Source organism: Pseudomonas sp. B28(2017), assembly GCF_002113025.1.
Lineage (GTDB): Bacteria > Pseudomonadota > Gammaproteobacteria > Pseudomonadales > Pseudomonadaceae > Aquipseudomonas.
In genome coordinates this window covers 31,477-48,059 of sequence record NZ_NEJH01000011.1, presented here as the reverse complement: position 1 = coordinate 48,059, position 16,583 = coordinate 31,477, and the positions used below count along the sequence as shown (strand labels likewise).

At 62.0% G+C, this 16,583-nt stretch carries 17 protein-coding genes; 13 read left to right on the top strand and 4 right to left on the bottom strand.

Annotated features, from left to right (window positions below):
- Positions 1-21 precede the first annotated feature (21 nt).
- Positions 22-834 (top strand): gamma-carboxygeranoyl-CoA hydratase, encoded by an 813-nt coding sequence (locus tag CAF65_RS22720; protein ID WP_085718284.1) that lies wholly within the window; start codon positions 22-24, stop codon positions 832-834.
- A complete protein-coding gene (locus CAF65_RS22715; protein WP_085718283.1) occupies positions 834-2,789 on the top strand; it encodes an acetyl/propionyl/methylcrotonyl-CoA carboxylase subunit alpha in 1,956 nt (651 codons plus the stop codon). Before CAF65_RS22720 ends, CAF65_RS22715 begins: the two co-directional genes overlap by 1 nt.
- 39 nt (positions 2,790-2,828) lie before the next feature.
- Here the strand turns inward: CAF65_RS22715 and CAF65_RS22710 are convergent, their stop codons facing one another.
- Positions 2,829-3,476, bottom strand: coding sequence for a LexA family transcriptional regulator (locus tag CAF65_RS22710; protein ID WP_085718282.1), 648 nt, complete (start codon positions 3,474-3,476; stop codon positions 2,829-2,831).
- A 129-nt stretch (positions 3,477-3,605) separates the two neighbouring features.
- On the opposite strand from CAF65_RS22710, the gene CAF65_RS22705 reads away from it, so the two are divergent.
- Together CAF65_RS22705 and CAF65_RS22700 are read left to right on the top strand one after the other, a co-directional pair.
- A complete protein-coding gene (locus CAF65_RS22705) occupies positions 3,606-3,947 on the top strand; it encodes a DUF6124 family protein (protein WP_085718281.1) in 342 nt (113 codons plus the stop codon).
- A gap of 480 nt (positions 3,948-4,427) precedes the next feature.
- Positions 4,428-5,579 (top strand): M14-type cytosolic carboxypeptidase, encoded by a 1,152-nt coding sequence (locus CAF65_RS22700; RefSeq protein ID WP_085718280.1) that lies wholly within the window; start codon positions 4,428-4,430, stop codon positions 5,577-5,579.
- Positions 5,580-5,631: 52 nt separating this feature from the next.
- Here the strand turns inward: CAF65_RS22700 and CAF65_RS22695 are convergent, their stop codons facing one another.
- On the bottom strand, positions 5,632-6,177 hold the full coding sequence (locus tag CAF65_RS22695) for a cytochrome b (protein WP_085718279.1): 546 nt from the start codon (positions 6,175-6,177) through the stop codon (positions 5,632-5,634).
- Positions 6,174-7,259 (bottom strand): catalase family peroxidase, encoded by a 1,086-nt coding sequence (locus CAF65_RS22690; RefSeq protein WP_085718278.1) that lies wholly within the window; start codon positions 7,257-7,259, stop codon positions 6,174-6,176. The genes CAF65_RS22695 and CAF65_RS22690 overlap by 4 nt, the downstream gene beginning before the upstream one ends.
- 158 nt (positions 7,260-7,417) lie before the next feature.
- On the opposite strand from CAF65_RS22690, the gene CAF65_RS22685 reads away from it, so the two are divergent.
- Positions 7,418-7,924, top strand: coding sequence for a sigma-70 family RNA polymerase sigma factor (locus tag CAF65_RS22685; protein ID WP_085718277.1), 507 nt, complete (start codon positions 7,418-7,420; stop codon positions 7,922-7,924).
- Positions 7,921-8,673, top strand: coding sequence for an anti-sigma factor (locus tag CAF65_RS22680; protein WP_085718276.1), 753 nt, complete (start codon positions 7,921-7,923; stop codon positions 8,671-8,673). The genes CAF65_RS22685 and CAF65_RS22680 overlap by 4 nt, the downstream gene beginning before the upstream one ends.
- 109 nt (positions 8,674-8,782) lie before the next feature.
- On the opposite strand, the gene CAF65_RS22675 is transcribed toward CAF65_RS22680, so the two are convergent.
- A complete protein-coding gene (locus CAF65_RS22675) occupies positions 8,783-9,619 on the bottom strand; it encodes an IclR family transcriptional regulator (protein ID WP_085718275.1) in 837 nt (278 codons plus the stop codon).
- Positions 9,620-9,865: 246 nt separating this feature from the next.
- Between CAF65_RS22675 and CAF65_RS22670 the strand changes: the two genes are divergently transcribed.
- From CAF65_RS22670 to CAF65_RS22640, 7 genes are all read left to right on the top strand, one after another.
- Positions 9,866-10,891, top strand: a complete 1,026-nt coding sequence (locus tag CAF65_RS22670; protein ID WP_085718274.1) for an ABC transporter ATP-binding protein — start codon at positions 9,866-9,868, stop codon at positions 10,889-10,891.
- Entirely contained in the window at positions 10,888-11,757 is an 870-nt protein-coding gene (locus CAF65_RS22665; protein ID WP_085718273.1) for an ABC transporter permease, read from the top strand. The genes CAF65_RS22670 and CAF65_RS22665 overlap by 4 nt, the downstream gene beginning before the upstream one ends.
- A gap of 6 nt (positions 11,758-11,763) precedes the next feature.
- On the top strand, positions 11,764-12,558 hold the full coding sequence (locus tag CAF65_RS22660) for an ABC transporter permease (RefSeq protein WP_085718272.1): 795 nt from the start codon (positions 11,764-11,766) through the stop codon (positions 12,556-12,558).
- Positions 12,559-12,565: 7 nt separating this feature from the next.
- On the top strand, positions 12,566-12,856 hold the full coding sequence (locus tag CAF65_RS22655) for a (2Fe-2S)-binding protein (RefSeq protein WP_085718271.1): 291 nt from the start codon (positions 12,566-12,568) through the stop codon (positions 12,854-12,856).
- Between the two features lie 67 nt (positions 12,857-12,923).
- Positions 12,924-14,279 (top strand): NAD(P)/FAD-dependent oxidoreductase, encoded by a 1,356-nt coding sequence (locus CAF65_RS22650; RefSeq protein WP_085718270.1) that lies wholly within the window; start codon positions 12,924-12,926, stop codon positions 14,277-14,279.
- Positions 14,276-15,391 (top strand): FAD-binding oxidoreductase, encoded by a 1,116-nt coding sequence (locus tag CAF65_RS22645; RefSeq protein ID WP_085718269.1) that lies wholly within the window; start codon positions 14,276-14,278, stop codon positions 15,389-15,391. Before CAF65_RS22650 ends, CAF65_RS22645 begins: the two co-directional genes overlap by 4 nt.
- A gap of 18 nt (positions 15,392-15,409) precedes the next feature.
- Complete coding sequence (locus tag CAF65_RS22640) at positions 15,410-16,456, top strand: ABC transporter substrate-binding protein (protein WP_085718268.1); 1,047 nt, start codon at positions 15,410-15,412, stop codon at positions 16,454-16,456.
- Positions 16,457-16,583: the final 127 nt, after the last annotated feature.

Below are 16,583 nucleotides of genomic sequence, written 5' to 3'. Positions count from 1 at the left end.
AGAGTTGTGGAGACGAACAATATGAGCGACTTCAACACCCTCGAACTGCTGACCGATCCGCGTGGTTTTGCCACCCTGTGGCTCAGCCGTGAAGAAAAGAACAACGCCTTCAACGCCGAAATGATCCGCGAACTGATCCTCGCCCTCGACAAAGTCGCGAGCGATGCCAGCCTGCGATTTCTGATCGTGCGCGGCCGTGGCAAACATTTCAGCGCCGGCGCCGACCTGGCCTGGATGCAGCAATCGGCCGAACTCGACTACGCCACCAACCTCGATGACGCCCGGGAACTGGCGGAGTTGATGTACAACCTGGCCAAACTGAAAGTTCCAACCCTGGCCGTGGTGCAAGGCGCGGCCTTTGGCGGCGCGCTGGGCCTGATCAGTTGCTGCGACATGGCCATCGGTGCCGATGACGCGCAGTTCTGCCTGTCGGAAGTGCGCATCGGCCTGGCGCCGGCGGTGATCAGCCCGTTCGTGGTGCAAGCCATCGGCGAGCGCGCCACACGTCGCTATGCCTTGACCGCTGAGCGCTTCGGCGGGCAACGGGCACGGGAAATCGGGCTGTTGTCGGAAAGCTATGCAAGTGCCGAGCTGGAACAGAAAGTCGAGCAGTGGATCGACAACCTGCTGCTCAACAGTCCGGCTGCGATGCGCGCCAGCAAGGATCTGTTGCGCGAAGTCGGCGACGGTTCACTGACCCCGGCATTGCGCCGCTACACCGAAAATGCCATCGCCCGCATCCGCGTCAGCCCGGAAGGCCAGGAAGGCCTGCGCGCCTTCCTGCAAAAACGTCCGCCGAGCTGGCAAGCCGAAACCACCAAGGAGCCCCGTTGATGAGCGCACCTGTCCTCACCACCCTGCTGGTGGCCAACCGTGGCGAAATCGCTTGCCGGGTAATGCGCACCGCCAAGGCGCTGGGCCTGACGACCGTGGCCGTGCACAGCACCACCGACCGTGACGCCCGGCACAGCCGCGAAGCCGACATTCGTGTCGACCTCGGTGGCAGCAAAGCCGCCGACAGCTACCTGCAAATCGACAAACTGATCGCCGCCGCCAAGGCCAGTGGCGCCCAGGCGATTCACCCCGGCTATGGCTTTCTGTCAGAAAACGCCGGGTTTGCCCGCGCCATTGAAAGCGCCGGTCTGATATTCCTCGGCCCACCTGCCTCGGCCATCGACGCCATGGGCAGCAAATCCGCCGCCAAAGCCTTGATGGAAACAGCCGGTGTGCCGTTGGTGCCCGGTTATCACGGCGAAGCCCAGGACCTGGAAACCTTCCGCGCCGCCTGCGAGCGCATCGGCTACCCGGTGCTGCTCAAGGCCACCGCCGGTGGCGGCGGCAAAGGCATGAAAGTGGTGGAGGACGTCAGCCAACTGGCCGAAGCCCTGGCCTCGGCCCAGCGTGAGGCACAATCGTCGTTCGGCGATTCGCGGATGCTGGTGGAGAAATACCTGCTCAAGCCACGCCACGTGGAAATTCAGGTGTTCGCCGACCAGCACGGCAACTGCCTGTACCTCAACGAACGTGACTGTTCGATTCAGCGGCGGCACCAGAAAGTCGTCGAAGAAGCCCCGGCACCAGGCCTGAGCCCGGAACTGCGTCGCGCCATGGGTGAGGCCGCCGTGCGTTCAGCCCAGGCCATCGGTTATGTCGGTGCCGGTACCGTTGAGTTTTTGCTGGATGCGCGCGGCGAGTTCTTCTTCATGGAGATGAACACCCGTCTGCAAGTGGAACACCCGGTCACCGAAGCCATCACCGGCCTCGACCTGGTGGCCTGGCAGATTCGCGTGGCACGCGGCGAAGCGTTGCCGATGACTCAGGATCAGGTGCCGCTGGTGGGGCACGCGATCGAAGTACGGCTGTATGCCGAAGATCCGGGCAATGACTTCCTGCCGGCGACCGGTTGCCTGGAGCTTTATCGCGAATCCGCCCAGGGGCCGGGGCGTCGAGTGGACAGCGGCGTTGAGGAAGGCGATGAAATTTCGCCATTCTACGACCCGATGCTCGGCAAGCTGATTGCCTGGGGCGAAGATCGTGAACAGGCGCGCTTGCGCCTGCTCGGCATGCTCGACGAATTCGCCATCGGCGGCCTGAAGACCAACATCAATTTCCTGCGGCGCATCATCGGCCACCCGGCATTTGCCGCAGCCGAACTGGATACCGGCTTCATTCCGCGCTATCAGGAACAGTTGCTGCCGACGCCTGTGGAACTCAGTGATGATTTCTGGCAAGCCGCCGCCCAGGCGTTTGCCCAGAGCCAGCCGCCAGCAACCCGCACCGATGACCCGAGTTCGCCATGGGCGGCGGGTAACGGGTTGCGTGCCGGCTTGCCGAGGGAAATCACCCTTCACTTGAGTTGTGAAGGCCAGGACCGTGCGCTGACGCTGGGCGACATCGATGCCCACAGCGCTCGGCTCAAAGGCGAGCATCTGCTGACCGAGCAGGCTGGCGTGCGCCGTCAACACCGGGCCATACGCCGTGGCGAGTACGTGTATTTGCAGTGGGATGGCGAGTTGCGCCGCATCGAGGCTTACGACCCGATCAGCGCCGTCGAGGCCAGCCACAGCCATCACGGCGGGCTGACCGCACCGATGAACGGCAGCATCGTGCGCGTGCTGGTGGAGGCCGGACAATCGGTCGAAGCCGGAGCACAACTGGTGGTGCTGGAAGCGATGAAGATGGAGCACAGCATTCGTGCACCGCACGCCGGGGTGATCAAGGTGCTGTATTGCCAGGAAGGCGAGATGGTCAGTGAAGGCAGTGCGCTGGTCGAACTGGAAGAAGCGTGAAATGAAGATCGGTCCTACGCCTTGCGAGGACCGATCTGATCAGAATTTGGCTGTCGCCTGTACCACCACGCCGATGATTCGACATTCTTCGGTGTACAAGGCTTTCGGATACGTCGGATTGAGCGGGACCAGGTAACGCTGCCCGCCCTCTTCGATCAACTTGCGGAACGTGGCTTCGGCGCAGTCCGGCCACTGGGCAATGACCAGTTTGCCAGGCACGGCTTCCACGGCCGGGTCCACCAGAATCAGCATGCCTTCCGGGATGCTGATGCCATTGGGTGCGGTCATCGCATCGCCTGCCACTCTCAGCCAGAATGCCGGCCCCCGGGCGTGGTAATCGGACAGTTCAAAGTGCCCCTTTGCATACATCGCGACCTCGCCCTCGCGCACTTCGGCAGGTTTGCGCCAGTCACTGATCGGGTAGCGAAAGTACGGGTTGTACTTCTGTGTCAGGGGGATTTCGTCGTCGGTTGACACCTGCGGCTCCCGGATCACCAGCGCCACCTCGAGAAACTCAAGGCCCAGCGCCCGCAGCACACGGTTCATGTCTTCGATGCCGGGTTCACGACGCTTGTTGAGCCAGTGGCCAATGCCGCCCTGGGACATCCCGAGGCGCTCGGCGAGTATCTCTTGAGTGATTTTGAGTTCACTCATCTTGGCCTTGACCAATTCGATCCATTTATCCATGTGCGGCACGATACGTGGGTGACTCCGGCCATCAAAACACAAATTGTAGTATTTAAATTATCGTCACAAATACAGTTCGTACTAGTATCGATTCACGGATCTGAATCTGACACGGAGCTTGCCATCCCCATGAACCCACCCGCCAATGACCTGCAGGATATGCAAATCGACACCACCCTCACCTCGCCCCAGGGTTCAGCGGCAGCACAACGCGCGCTGGACTATTATTTGAAACCCGCTACTTCGGAGGAAGTGGCCGAGCCGCGTTTTTTTGATGTGAACCGCAATATCAGCGGCGAAGAGGCGCTGGTTCATGCCTTGGACCTGTTGCGCTGTGCTGCCGCCACCGCGTATGAATCGGCCAGTCATCTGCAAGGCGCAAACCGCGACCTGGCGTTTTCGACGGTGCACATGATCGAGATGGCCAAGGCGATGGTCGATCGATCGCTGGAGAAGTTTGAAAAGGGATGAGGTAAGAAGGCAAATCGAGAGGACAGGAAAGAACTTTCCTGTCGCGCAGGTAAAAACGCTTGACCTGCAAACGAGAATGATTATTATTGCACCAGCTGATCGCGAGATCAGTCGATGGACCAGATGACCTCAGGTCGGTCTCCTGGACTATCTCCTCATCAGGCTAATCACGGTTTTTGACCCGGCTTTTTGCCGGGTCTTTTTTTGCCAGTTTTCTGGCTTTTGGCTTCAGGCTAATGAAGTCTTTGAGTGTCGCAAATTCAATGGCGCGGATGATATCAAAAGAATGCCGCTTGGCATGCGAAGCCCGGCATCATTGGTTCAAACCAGCGACAAATAGCAGTTGAGAATCAATCTCATAATCTCTAAGCTGCGACAGCGTCAAGGAGGACGCCCCCCTGCACCCCGCAATTTCCCTCGGTTTCGCCCCACTCTTGCGTGTAAAGTAGCCGCCATAAAAATCATATTCAGGACTCGATTATGACCGTGGGAAAATCCTCTTTCGACATCACTGCCAACTTCGACAGCGGCAACATCCAAGTCATCGACATCAGCGACCCGCTCAAACCTCTTCTGGCTATTCGTCCGGACACCCGCAGTGCTCATTTCCAGTGGTTCCACTTCAAGGCCAGCGGCCTGCATGTCGGGCAAGAGCACTGGTTTCGCCTGAACAATGCCAGCCAGTCTTCCTATAACAAGGCCTGGACCGGTTATCAGGCAGTGGCGTCCTACGATCACGTCAACTGGTTCCGCGTACCGACCATTTTTGAAGGCGACTGCCTGCGCTTCAGCCTCGAAGCCGAGCAGACCCACGCCTGGTTCGCTTACTTCGAGCCCTACAGCCGTGGCCGCCACGACTGGCTGATCGAACAGGCATTGAGCAAGGCTGGCACTGAGTTGCTGGCCACGGGCAAAAGTGTCGAAGGTCGCGACATCCAGTTATTGCGCAAAGGCACCGGGGCCGAAGGCCGACGCAAGGTGTGGATGATTGCCCAGCAACACCCGGGCGAGCACATGGCCGAATGGTTCATGGAAGGCGTGATCGAACGCCTTGAAAAACACGACGACCCTGTGCTGAATAAACTGCTGGCCAGCGCCGACCTGTACCTGGTGCCGAACATGAACCCGGATGGTGCTTTCCACGGGCACCTGCGCACCAACGCCATGGGCCAGGACCTCAATCGCGCCTGGCAGAGCGCCAGCCAGGAAATCAGCCCGGAAGTCCTGTTCGTTCAGCAACAGATGGAAAAATACGGCGTCGACATGTTCCTTGACGTCCATGGTGACGAGGAAATCCCCCACGTATTCACCGCCGGTTGCGAGGGTAACCCCGGTTACACGCCGCGGATCGAAAAGCTCGAGGAGCACTTCCGTAACCATCTGAAGCACACCACCAAGGACTTCCAGACCAAGTACGGCTACACCCGCGACGAACCGGGCCAGGCCAACATGACCCTGGCGTGCAACAGCGTCGGACAGAAATACGACTGCCTGTCGCTGACCCTGGAAATGCCGTTCAAGGATCACGACGATCATCCGAATGCGGAAACCGGTTGGTCGGGCAAGCGTTCGAAACAGCTGGGCAAGGATGTACTGACCACGCTGGCCGATATGGTCGATACCCTGCGCTGACCACCTGTGGCGAGGGGCTTGCCCCCTCGCCACAATGATTGATCGGCAGCTTTCAACCGCGATCCTTACCCCGCAACATGCTGTCCAGCACCTCATCGCGGCGCACCCAGCCGTGAAACAGCGCCGCCGCCAAATGCAGCAACACGGTCAGAAACAGCAGATACGCCAGATACCCGTGCGCCATGCGCAGGAAGGCAAACCCCTGCGCGTTCGCCGGTACAATCGACGGTAGTTGCAGTGAACTGCTGAGCATTACCGGCTCGCCCGACGCCGAAATCATCGCCCAACCCAGCAGCGGCAAGACCAGCATCAACGCATACAACAAGACATGCGACGCCTTGGCCGCCAGCGCCTGCCAACCTGGCAGGTCCGCCGGCAGCGGTGGCTGCGTGGTGGAGAAACGCACCACCAGCCGCACGATCACCAACAGCAAAATCGCGACGCCCAATGGTTTGTGCAGATGAATCAGCCACTCATGCCGCTCGGACACCGAGGCGACCATGCCGGCGCCGATAAACAGCATGGCGATGATCATCAGCGCCATCAGCCAGTGCAGCAGGCGCGCCAGCGGGGCGAAGTGGTTCGGTTGGGTGCTCATTGCTGGGCCTCCTGTTTGGCGGCGGGCAACTGGCTGACTTCGCTGGTGCGACGCAGGTAGGAATTGGCGTAACCGGCTGAACGAGCAGCGAGCAACGGGTCGTCGGAACCTTCGATCCCGGCAGGCAACACCAGCGGGTCGTAGTTGATGTCACGGCATTCACCGTTGAGTTGCGGCTGAGTCTTTTCCAGCACCAGGGTGCCAGCGTTCAACACCTTGCGCCCCTCTGGCCAGGCCTTGCTGGCGTCGTTGACCGGATCGCCGGGGTTGGCCAGGGTGATGTTCAACTGCCAGCGCAACGGGCCGGCGGCGATGCGCTGAACCAGGTCTTTCTCCAGGAAATCACTGCCTTCCGGTGCCGTGACACCTGGTGCGTCCTGGGCCAACGGCACCATGTTCCAGCGCACGGCCTGGCGCTGACCAGCCGCGTTGACCAGATAGAACGCATTGACGCTGTTGTAGTTTTCGGTCACGTAACTGGCCGACGGCTTGGTGGTTTTGATCCAGGCCAGGAACGGTGCGGCTTCCGGGTGCGAAGCAAAAAACGCCGGTACCGCCTTGGGGTCCGGTTTGCCGGTGGCCGGGTCTGGCGACTGGGCTTTTTGCAATTGATAGAACGCCTCGGGCGTGCCCACCGGGAACACCGGCATGCTGTTCATCCCTGTACGCCACTGCTGGCCGTTGGCCTGAGTGAAGCGCAATGCCAAGCTGCGGATCGGCACGGCACTGTCCGGCGCATAGGGATTACCGGCCGGCAAGGCGAAACGCCCGACCACCGGCGTCCGCGCTTCGTTGAACACCTGAGCGGTGGAATAGCTGCGTGCCTCGCCACTGCTCTCGAAATGGCCGATCACGCACACGCCTTTAGCATGGTTGCGACGGAAACCCGGATGCACGCCGTTGTTGGTTTCCAGTACGTTGATCAGTTTCTTCGGGGTCAGGCGCTGTGGGTCGAAGGTGCCGTTGACGTAGGCAAACGCCCCAGCCACTGAGGCAACGACCACGGCAATGCCAGCCAGACGCAACGTCAGGCTCGTCGCACTCAAGGGTGGCCGGGTTGGCGGTGATGATCGATCTACCATGAAAGACTCCAGGGCCATCGGCCACAAGTGAGAAGAATCAAGCAGACGAACCGCACACAGGATTATTCCCATGCGCAGTATTTATTTTTTCAAGGGTGGAATAACCTCCGGCACGGGGCGTCTTCCTAGTCCCAAGCGTAGTAACTAGTCAGAACTTCATGAATGATATCGACGAACAACTGAGAGAAATCATTCCCCGATTGCGGCGGTTCGCTGTGTCGTTGACGCGCAACACCAGCAGCGCTGACGACCTGGTGCAGGCGAGCCTGGAGCGGGCGCTGTCGAGTTGGGGTGGCAAACGCGCCGAGGGCGACTTGCGCGCCTGGCTGTTTTCGATTCTCTATCGGCAGTTTCTCGATGCGCACCGCCGCTCCCGGCGTTATGCGCGCATGCTCGAATTCTTCACCGGGCGCGACGATCCCCAGCCCTCGGTGGAACGCACCGTGATGGCACAATCCACCCTCAACGCCTTCGATCAACTGCCCACGGAGCAACGCGCGCTGCTGCTCTGGGTGTCGGTGGAAGGCTTGAGTTACAAAGAGGTCGCCGAGATTCTCGACGTCCCCATCGGCACCGTGATGTCCCGCCTGTCCCGGGCTCGCCAGGCCTTGCGCCAACTCAGCGATGGCGAAATCAACCGCCCATCCCTGCGGAGACTCAAATGATCAGCATGCCCCCCAGCGAGCGTGACCTGCACGCCTATGTCGACCACCAGTTGAGCGACGCTGACCGACGCCTGGTCGAGACTTTTCTGGCGAACAATCCAGAAATGTCCACGCAAGTGCGCGCCTGGCAGTTGGACGCCCAGCAACTGCGCGCAGCCCTCGGCGGTGCCTTGCAGCAACCGGCCAACCCGAACCTCGATCCGGCACTGATTCGCCGGCGCCTCAAACGTCAGTCCCGCCGACACCTGGCCAGCGCCGCTGTGCTGCTGATCGCTGTCGGCGTCGGTGGTTTCAGTGGCTGGCAGGCACGGCAAATGACCCTGGTCGGCGCCCCGCTTCCAATGACCGACGCCCTGCAAGCCTATCGCCTGATTGCCCAGCAAGAGATCCTGCCGGCGGACTACAAGGCTGGCGATGACGGCGACATGCAGGGCTGGCTCGACCGCTATTTCACCCGGGCCAATCGCTTGCCCGACCTCGCCGGCGCCGGATTCAAACCGGTCAGCGGGCGCTTGCTCAGCACCGATCAAGGGCCAGCGGCGATGGTGGTTTACCAGAACCTGAGGGGACAAAAGATCAGCTTCTACGTGCGCCCACCGGGACCGAAAAACTTCATGCTGCCAAGAGGCAGCCGCAGCGATGGCGACTTGCAGGCCGAATATTGGTCAGGTGGCGGCTACAACTACGCGATGGTCAGCCCGGCGGATACGGCGGCGGCGCAGATGCTCAGGCAGGCCACACAGTTCTGACCATAACACCACGCCCTGCTCGCGAGGGCGGCGAGTCAGGCTATTTCAATGGCGACTGACACACTGTATTCGCGAGCAGGCTCGCTCCCACAAGGGGTCTGCGCACATTTCAATTCTGTCCAAATACTTGGGACGGCCGCCGCAGCAACGGATCAAACGGATTGATCCTTGGCCCGATCAACGCCGCTTCGCGCTTGAGCATCTCCACCACCGTCGGCAAACGATCCGGCCCCAGGCGGTCACTCACGGTCGCCACGCTCAACGCCGCCACCGCCCGGCCCTCACGATCGAGAATCGGCACCGCCACCCCGGCCATGCCCTGCAACACACCGGTGTTGCGCCCGGCGTAACCGAGTTTGCGCACGTTCTCGACCTCCGAGCGCAGGAACACCTCGTCATACAGATGGAAGTCCCTCAGCCGCGGCAAGTTGTAGTGGATCACCGTGTCGCGCTCTTCTTCCGGCAAGAACGCGAGAATCGCCAGGCTGCCCTGCCCCACGCCCAGGGCCACGCGTCCGCCGATATCGCCGGTGAAGGTACGAATCGGAAACGGCCCTTCGCTGCGGTCCAGGCAGATCGCATCGAAACCGCTGCGCGCCAGCAGAAACAACGAATCGCCCAGCGACGCCGATAGCCGCAACAACGCCGGACGCACCAGTTCGCGCAGGTTGCCGCTGTTGCCCGCACGAGCGGCCAGGGCGAAAAAGTCCAGGCTGAGCCGATAGCGTTTGCTGCGCGCATCCTGCTCGACCATGCCCTCGTCCATCAGGCTGCGCAGCAAACGATGAGTCGTCGGTTGCGACAAGCCGATGTGCTGGGCCAGTTGCGTCACCCGTTCACCGCCCTCGACGGTATCACCCAGCGCCCGCAGCACCGCAAACAGTCTTGAGACGGCACCCACACCGACTTCATTTTTATTTTCATTCCGTTCAATGGAATCTGACATTGATTTTCTCGACGTTTAATTTACTCAGCGAATGAAACTGAAAATAGTCATCGCCTCAGTGAAATTGACCATTGAGCCCATCCTAGTCTTCGTCCTAATCTGCGTCCAGACAGGGGCGATTCGAACAACAGAGGCAGCCGACTCAAGTCGAGCGCCAACGCCCCCCGGCAACATCTTTTCGTATCTGCCCATACAAGAAAGCGCGCCTGCGGGCGACGCATAACAATCTCAGGTGGAGGCGCACTCATGGCTTTTGTGCAACTTGAAAAACTCGGCAAACGCTACGGTGAAATCGATGCCGTGGTCGCCACTGACCTCTGGGTGGAGAAAGGCGAATTCGTTTCCCTGCTCGGCCCCTCCGGATGCGGTAAAACCACCACCCTGCAAATGATCGCCGGCTTTGTCGAAGTCACCAGCGGGCGCATCGTCCTGGACGGTCGTGACATCACCCATGCCAAGCCCGCCAGCCGTGGCCTGGGCGTGGTGTTCCAGAGTTACGCGCTGTTCCCGCACATGACCGTCAAGGACAACGTTGCCTTCGGTCTGCGCATGCGCAAGGTGCCGAACGCCGAGATCCAGCAGAGGGTCGAGCGGGTGCTCAAACTGGTGCGCCTGCATCAGCATGCCGAGCGTTATCCACGGGAACTGTCCGGCGGCCAGCGCCAGCGTGTCGCCCTGGCTCGGGCATTGGTGATCCAGCCGCCGGTGCTGCTGCTCGATGAACCGCTGTCCAACCTCGACGCCAATCTGCGCGAAGAGATGCAATTCGAGATCCGCCGCATCCAGCGCGAAGTCGGCATTACCACGTTGATGGTCACCCACGACCAGTCCGAAGCCCTGTCGATCAGCGACCGCGTGGTGGTGATGCAGGCCGGGCGCATCACCCAGATCGACGCGCCCTACACCCTCTACGAACACCCGCGTACCGAGTTCATTTCCGGGTTCGTCGGCAAAGCCAACCTGCTGCCCGGTGAGCGCGACACGGCCGGTGTGGTTCAGGTGTGCGGACGTGGCGATGGCGACCTGACCCTGAGCCTGCGTCCGGAAAAAATCGATCTGCGCGATGCAGGCCACGGTCGCTTGCAAGGCAAGGTCAGCAGCCGCTTCTTCCTCGGCAGCCAATGGCTGTACGGTGTGTCGACGACCCTCGGCGAACTCTGCGTGGTGCGCCGCAACGACGGCTCGACGCCATTGAGCGAAGGCACGGCGGTCGGCCTGGACTGGGACGCGGAGCTGTTGCGGGTACTGAGTGTCGACGAGGTGCCGGCATGAGTGCACTCGCCGCCATTCGCCAGGGCCGTCAGGGTTACCTGCTGTCGGCACCCGCCCTGGCATTGTATGTCAGCCTGCTGGTGATCCCGCTGATGCTGACGCTGCTGTTGTCATTCAACGTCTTCGACTACGGCTCGGGGATCAAGGGCGACGCCTACACCGCCGACCACTACGGCAGCCTGCTGGGCGATCCGTACTTCTACGAGATCTTCCTGCGCACCTTGTGGATCAGCGCGCTGACCACCCTGCTCTGCGTGCTGATCGGGGTTCCCGAGGCCTACATCCTCAGCCGTATGGGCACGCCATGGCGCTCGATCTTCCTGATTCTGATCCTCACCCCGCTGCTGATTTCGGTGGTGGTGCGCGCCTTCGGCTGGAGCCTGTTGCTCGGCGCCGACGGCCTGGTCAACCAGGTCCTGCAAGCTCTCGGCGGCTCGCCGATGAAGCTGCTCTACACGCCGTTCGCGGTGGTGATAGCTCTGGTTCACGTGATGCTGCCATTCATGATCATTCCGGTGTGGACCTCGCTGCAGAAACTCGACCCGGCCGCCGAGCAAGCCGCGCTGTCGCTGGGCGCCGGCCACTTCACGGTGATACGCCAGGTGGTATTGCCGCAGGTCATGCCCGGCATCCTGTCCGGCACCCTGATCGTGTTCGGCCTCGCCGCCAGTTCCTTCGCCATTCCCGGCCTGCTCGGCGGGCGTCGCCTGAAGATGGTCGCCACGCTGATCTACGACCAGTACCTGTCGGAACTCAACTGGCCCATGGGCGCGGCCATCGCCGTGGCCCTGCTGCTCATCAACCTGCTGATCATGCTGTCGTGGAACCGCATGATCGAAGGCCGCTACAAGAAGTCATTGGGATAATTCGTCATGTCCAGGAACGGTCCTTTCGCCCTGCTGTTTCACGCCCTGGTGGTGTTGTTCATGCTCGCACCGCTGGTGGTGGTGTGCCTGGTGGCCTTCACTCCGGAGAATACCCTGAGCCTGCCGACCACCGAGTTTTCCCTGCGCTGGTTCCGGGCGGTGTTCGAACGTGCCGACTTTGTCGATGCGTTCTACAACAGCCTGATCCTGGCGTTCAGCGCCGCCAGTCTGGCGACGTTGATTGCGGTGCCGGCGGCGCTGGCGATCACTCGCTTCGAATTCCCTGGCCGGGATTTTTTCAACGGGCTTTTTCTGTCGCCAATCATCATTCCGCACCTGGTGCTGGGTGTGGCACTGCTGCGTATGTTTGCGCTGATGGGGGTCAACGGCAGCTTTGCCTGGCTGATCTTTGCTCATGTGCTGGTGATCACCCCGTACGTGCTGCGCCTGGTACTGGCCTCGGCCATCGGCCTGGATCGTAGCGCCGAACACGCTGCGCAATCTCTGGGTGCCGGGCGTTTCACGCTGTTCCGCCAGATCACCTTGCCGATGATCTTGCCGGGGGTCGCCGGTGGCTGGCTGCTGGCATTCATCAACAGTTTCGACGAAGTCACCCTGTCGATCTTCGTCACCTCGCCGGCCACGCAAACCCTGCCGGTACGCATGTACGTCTACGCCACCGAATCCATCGATCCGATGATGGCGGCGGTGTCGGCGCTGGTCATCGCGCTGACCGCGCTGGCCATGATTCTGCTCGACCGGGTCTATGGCCTGGATCGGGTTCTGGTGGGCAAACAATGAGGGCGCCATGGCTCTGCTGAAACGACTGGCCGAAGGCGATCGCCCGGTCCTGGACTTTACCCTCGACGGCCAACCGGCCAGCGGCCTGCTCGGCGACACCGTGCTGACGGCGGTGCTGACCTGCAGCGAACACTTGCGCGGCAGCGACTTCAGCGCCGAACCGCGCGCCGGCTTCTGCCTGATGAGCGCCTGCCAGGACTGCTGGGTGCGCCTGGGCGATGGCCGCCGGGTGCGCGCGTGCTCGACGTTGCTTGAAGCCGGGCAACACATCAACCGCGAACCGGGGCGATCGATATGAACAGCTCCATCACTTGCTGCAACCCAACTCCCACAGGGGCTCCGGATCGTTCACAAATGAGGTGCGCATGAGACCCGTGGTCATCATCGGCGCCGGCCCTGCCGGTATTCGTGCCGCGCAAACCCTGGTCGCCCATGGTGTTCGCCCGGTGCTGCTGGACGAAGCGGCGCGCGGTGGCGGGCAGATTTATCGGCGTCAGCCGGCCAATTTCAAGCGTTCTCCGGTCAAGCTGTATGGCTTCGAAGCGCGCAAAGCCAGTGCGTTGCACCAGACCATCGACGCGTTGCGCGATCAGCTCGATTACCGCCCTGAAACCCTGGTGTGGAACGCCGAGGACGGTGCCCTGGACACCCTGCAGGACGGACGTGCCGCACGACTGGAGTTTTCCCGGGTGATCGTCGCCACCGGCGCCACCGACCGAATTCTGCCGGTGCCGGGCTGGACGCTACCCGGAGCCTACAGCCTCGGCGCGGCGCAGATCGCCTTGAAGTTCCAGGGCTGCGCCATCGGCGAGCGAGTGGTGTTCGCCGGCAGCGGCCCGCTGCTGTACCTGGTCGCGTATCAATACGCCAAGTCCGGCGCCAAGGTGATCGCGGTACTCGACAGCTCGCCCTTCAGCGCCCAGGCTCGCGCCCTGCCCAACCTGCTGTCGCAACCGGCCACCCTGGCCAAAGGCATCTATTACCGTGGCTGGCTGACCGCCCACGGCATCTCGGTTCATCAGGGCGCAACCTTGAAGCACGTCGAAGGCGAACAACGGGTGCAGGCGCTGATCTGGTCCGACGCAAAAGGTGAACATCGACTGGACTGCGATGCCGTCGCCTTCGCCCACGGCCTGCGCAGCGAAACCCAGCTCGCCGACCTGCTCGGCTGCGAGTTTGCCTGGAGCCCGCTCAACCGTGCCTGGCTGCCACAACGCGATCGCGCCGGGCGCAGCAGCGTCGCCGAGGTCTACCTGGCCGGTGACGGCGCCGGGATCATGGGCGCCGACGCCGCGGAAATGGCCGGCGAACGCGCCGCATTGGCGTTACTCGAAGACATCGGCTGCCCGATCCCGACGCAGCGCACCGCACAGCTTGAACAGGTGCTGGAGCGCATCGGCGATTTTCGCCGGGGCCTGGAACGCGCCTTCGCCTTTCCCGAGAACTGGGCCGTCGGCATTACCGATGACGTGATGGTCTGCCGCTGCGAAGAGGTCCGCGCCGGCGATATTCGTGAAGTGGTGCGCGAGGGCCACTGGGAAATCAATCGGGTCAAGGCCCATTGCCGGGTTGGCATGGGTCGCTGTCAGGGGCGGATGTGTGGGGCGGCCGCAGCGGAAATCATTGCCTGTGAAAGCCGACGCGCCGTATCCGATATCGGCCGGCTACGGGCCCAGGCTCCCATCAAACCGCTGCCCTTTGGCCTGGAGATCGACGCATGACCGAAGTCGACGCAGTGATCATCGGTGGCGGCATTGTCGGTGCTTCGGCGGCGCTGTTTCTCGGCAAGGCCGGGCGTCGCGTGGTGCTGCTGGAGCGGGACTTCTGCGGTTCGCATTCCAGCGGCGTCAACTACGGTGGTGTCCGCCGCCAAGGCCGACCGTTGTCGCAATTGCCGCTGTCGCAACGTGCCCACGCCATCTGGGCGCAGCTGCCGCAATTGATCGGCATCGACGGTGAATATCAACGCAGCGGCCACCTGAAACTCGCCCGCAGTACAGATGATTTGCGCGCCCTGCAAGACTACGCCGCCAGCAGCCAGGGCTTCGGCCTCGATTTGCAGGTGCTTGAGCGCACCGAACTGCGCAGGCGTTTTCCCTGGGTAGGAGACGTCGCAGTGGGCGCCTCGTATTGCCCGGATGACGGTCACGCCAACCCGCGCCTGGTGTCCCCTGCGTTCGCCCGGGCGGCGCGGCGCCACGGTGTGCAGATACATGAGCAATGCACGGTCACCGCCGTGGAACACGACGGCCAGCGCTTTCGCGTGCGCACGCAAACCGGCCTGGAGCTGCACGCGCCTTGGCTGTTGAACTGCGCCGGGGCCTGGGCCGGCAGCCTGGCCGCGCAATTCGGCGAGCCGGTACCGATGCACTCCGGACACCCGGCGATGCTGGTCACCGAGCCCTTGCCGCTGGTGATGGATGCCAGCACCGGCGTCGAGGGTGGCGGCATCTACGCGCGACAGGTCGCCCGCGGCAATTGCGTGTTGGGCGGCGGCCAGGGTTTTGCCCTCGACGACGCCCGCGCCCGCCCCGGTCAAGGCGCCGTGCTGGACATCCTGCGCCAGGCCGTCGAGCTCTACCCGTTTCTGCAAGGCGCCCAGGCGATTCGGACCTGGAGCGGCACTGAAGGTTATCTGCCCGATCGCCAACCGGTGATCGGCCACAGCCGTACCCAGCCCGGTCTGTTGCATGCGTTCGGCTTTGCCGGCGCCGGTTTCCAGATCGGCCCGGCGGTGGGCCAGGCGCTCACCGAGATCATCTGTAGCGGCGCGTCAAAGACGTCGCTGGATGCGTTTTCCATCACCCGGTTTCACTCCATCTCCGTAGCTTGATAGAGGAAGGTCGCGCCAATGAAAAACCTCAAACGCAACGCACTGCTCGGTTTGTCCTGCATGAGCGCCCTGCTCACCGTCACCCAGGCCCACGCCGAACCGACGCTTTATCTGGGCATGAACGGCGGGACCATGGAGCGGCTTTACGCCGACAAGGTACTGCCGGCTTTCGAGAAGGCCAACAATGTCAAGGTGGTAATCGTGCCCGGCACCTCCGCCGATATCCTGGCCAAGGTCCAGGCCAGCAAGGACAACCCGCAGATGCACGTGATGTTCCTCGACGACGGCATCATGTACCGCGCCATCGCCATGGGCCTGTGCGACAAACTCGAAGACAACCCGACCCTGGCGCAAATTCCGACCAAGGGGCGCATCAAGGATGAAGCGGTGGCCGTCAGCCTCGGCGTCACCGGGCTGGCCTACAACACACGCCTGTTCAAGGAGAAAGGCTGGACTGCGCCGAGCTCGTGGATGGACATGGCCGATCCTCGATACAAGGACAAGGTTGTATTCCAGTCGATGGCCTCTTCTACCTTCGGCCTGCACGGTTTCCTGATGTTCAACCGGATTCAAGGCGGTAGCGAAACCAACGTCGATCCGGGCTTCAAGGCTTGGCCAGACACCGTCGGGCGCAACGTGCTGGAATATATTCCGAGCTCGGCAAAGATTTCAGAAATGCTCCAGACCGACGAAGCGGCGCTGTTCCCGCTGACACCGACCCAGGTCACCGCACTGAAACTCAAGGGCATGCCGGTGGAATACGCACAACCCAAGGAAGGCGCCGTGGTGCTCAACGTCGCCGAATGCGCCATCGCCAACAACACGCAGCCGCAACTGGCGCAAAAACTCGCCGCGTTCCTGCTCACCCCCGAAGCCCAGGCCGCCGCGCTTGAAGACGGCGACCAGATTCCTTCCAACCCCAATACCCCGACCTCCGACCGGACCCGCGGGCAGGTCCAAGCGATGAAACAATACCTGGAGACGGCCATCGCAGTGGATTGGGATCAGGTCAACGAACAGCGCCCCGCGTGGAATGCCCGGTGGAACCGGAGTATCGAACGGTAGAAAGCGATTTCGTAAACGACGCAGTTCCCTGTGGGAGCGAGCTTGCTCCGGGCGGCGTTCCGACGATGGACGTCAACGATAACGCGTACCGTCTGAATGAACGCGTTGCCCAGACGTTTTTCGCGAG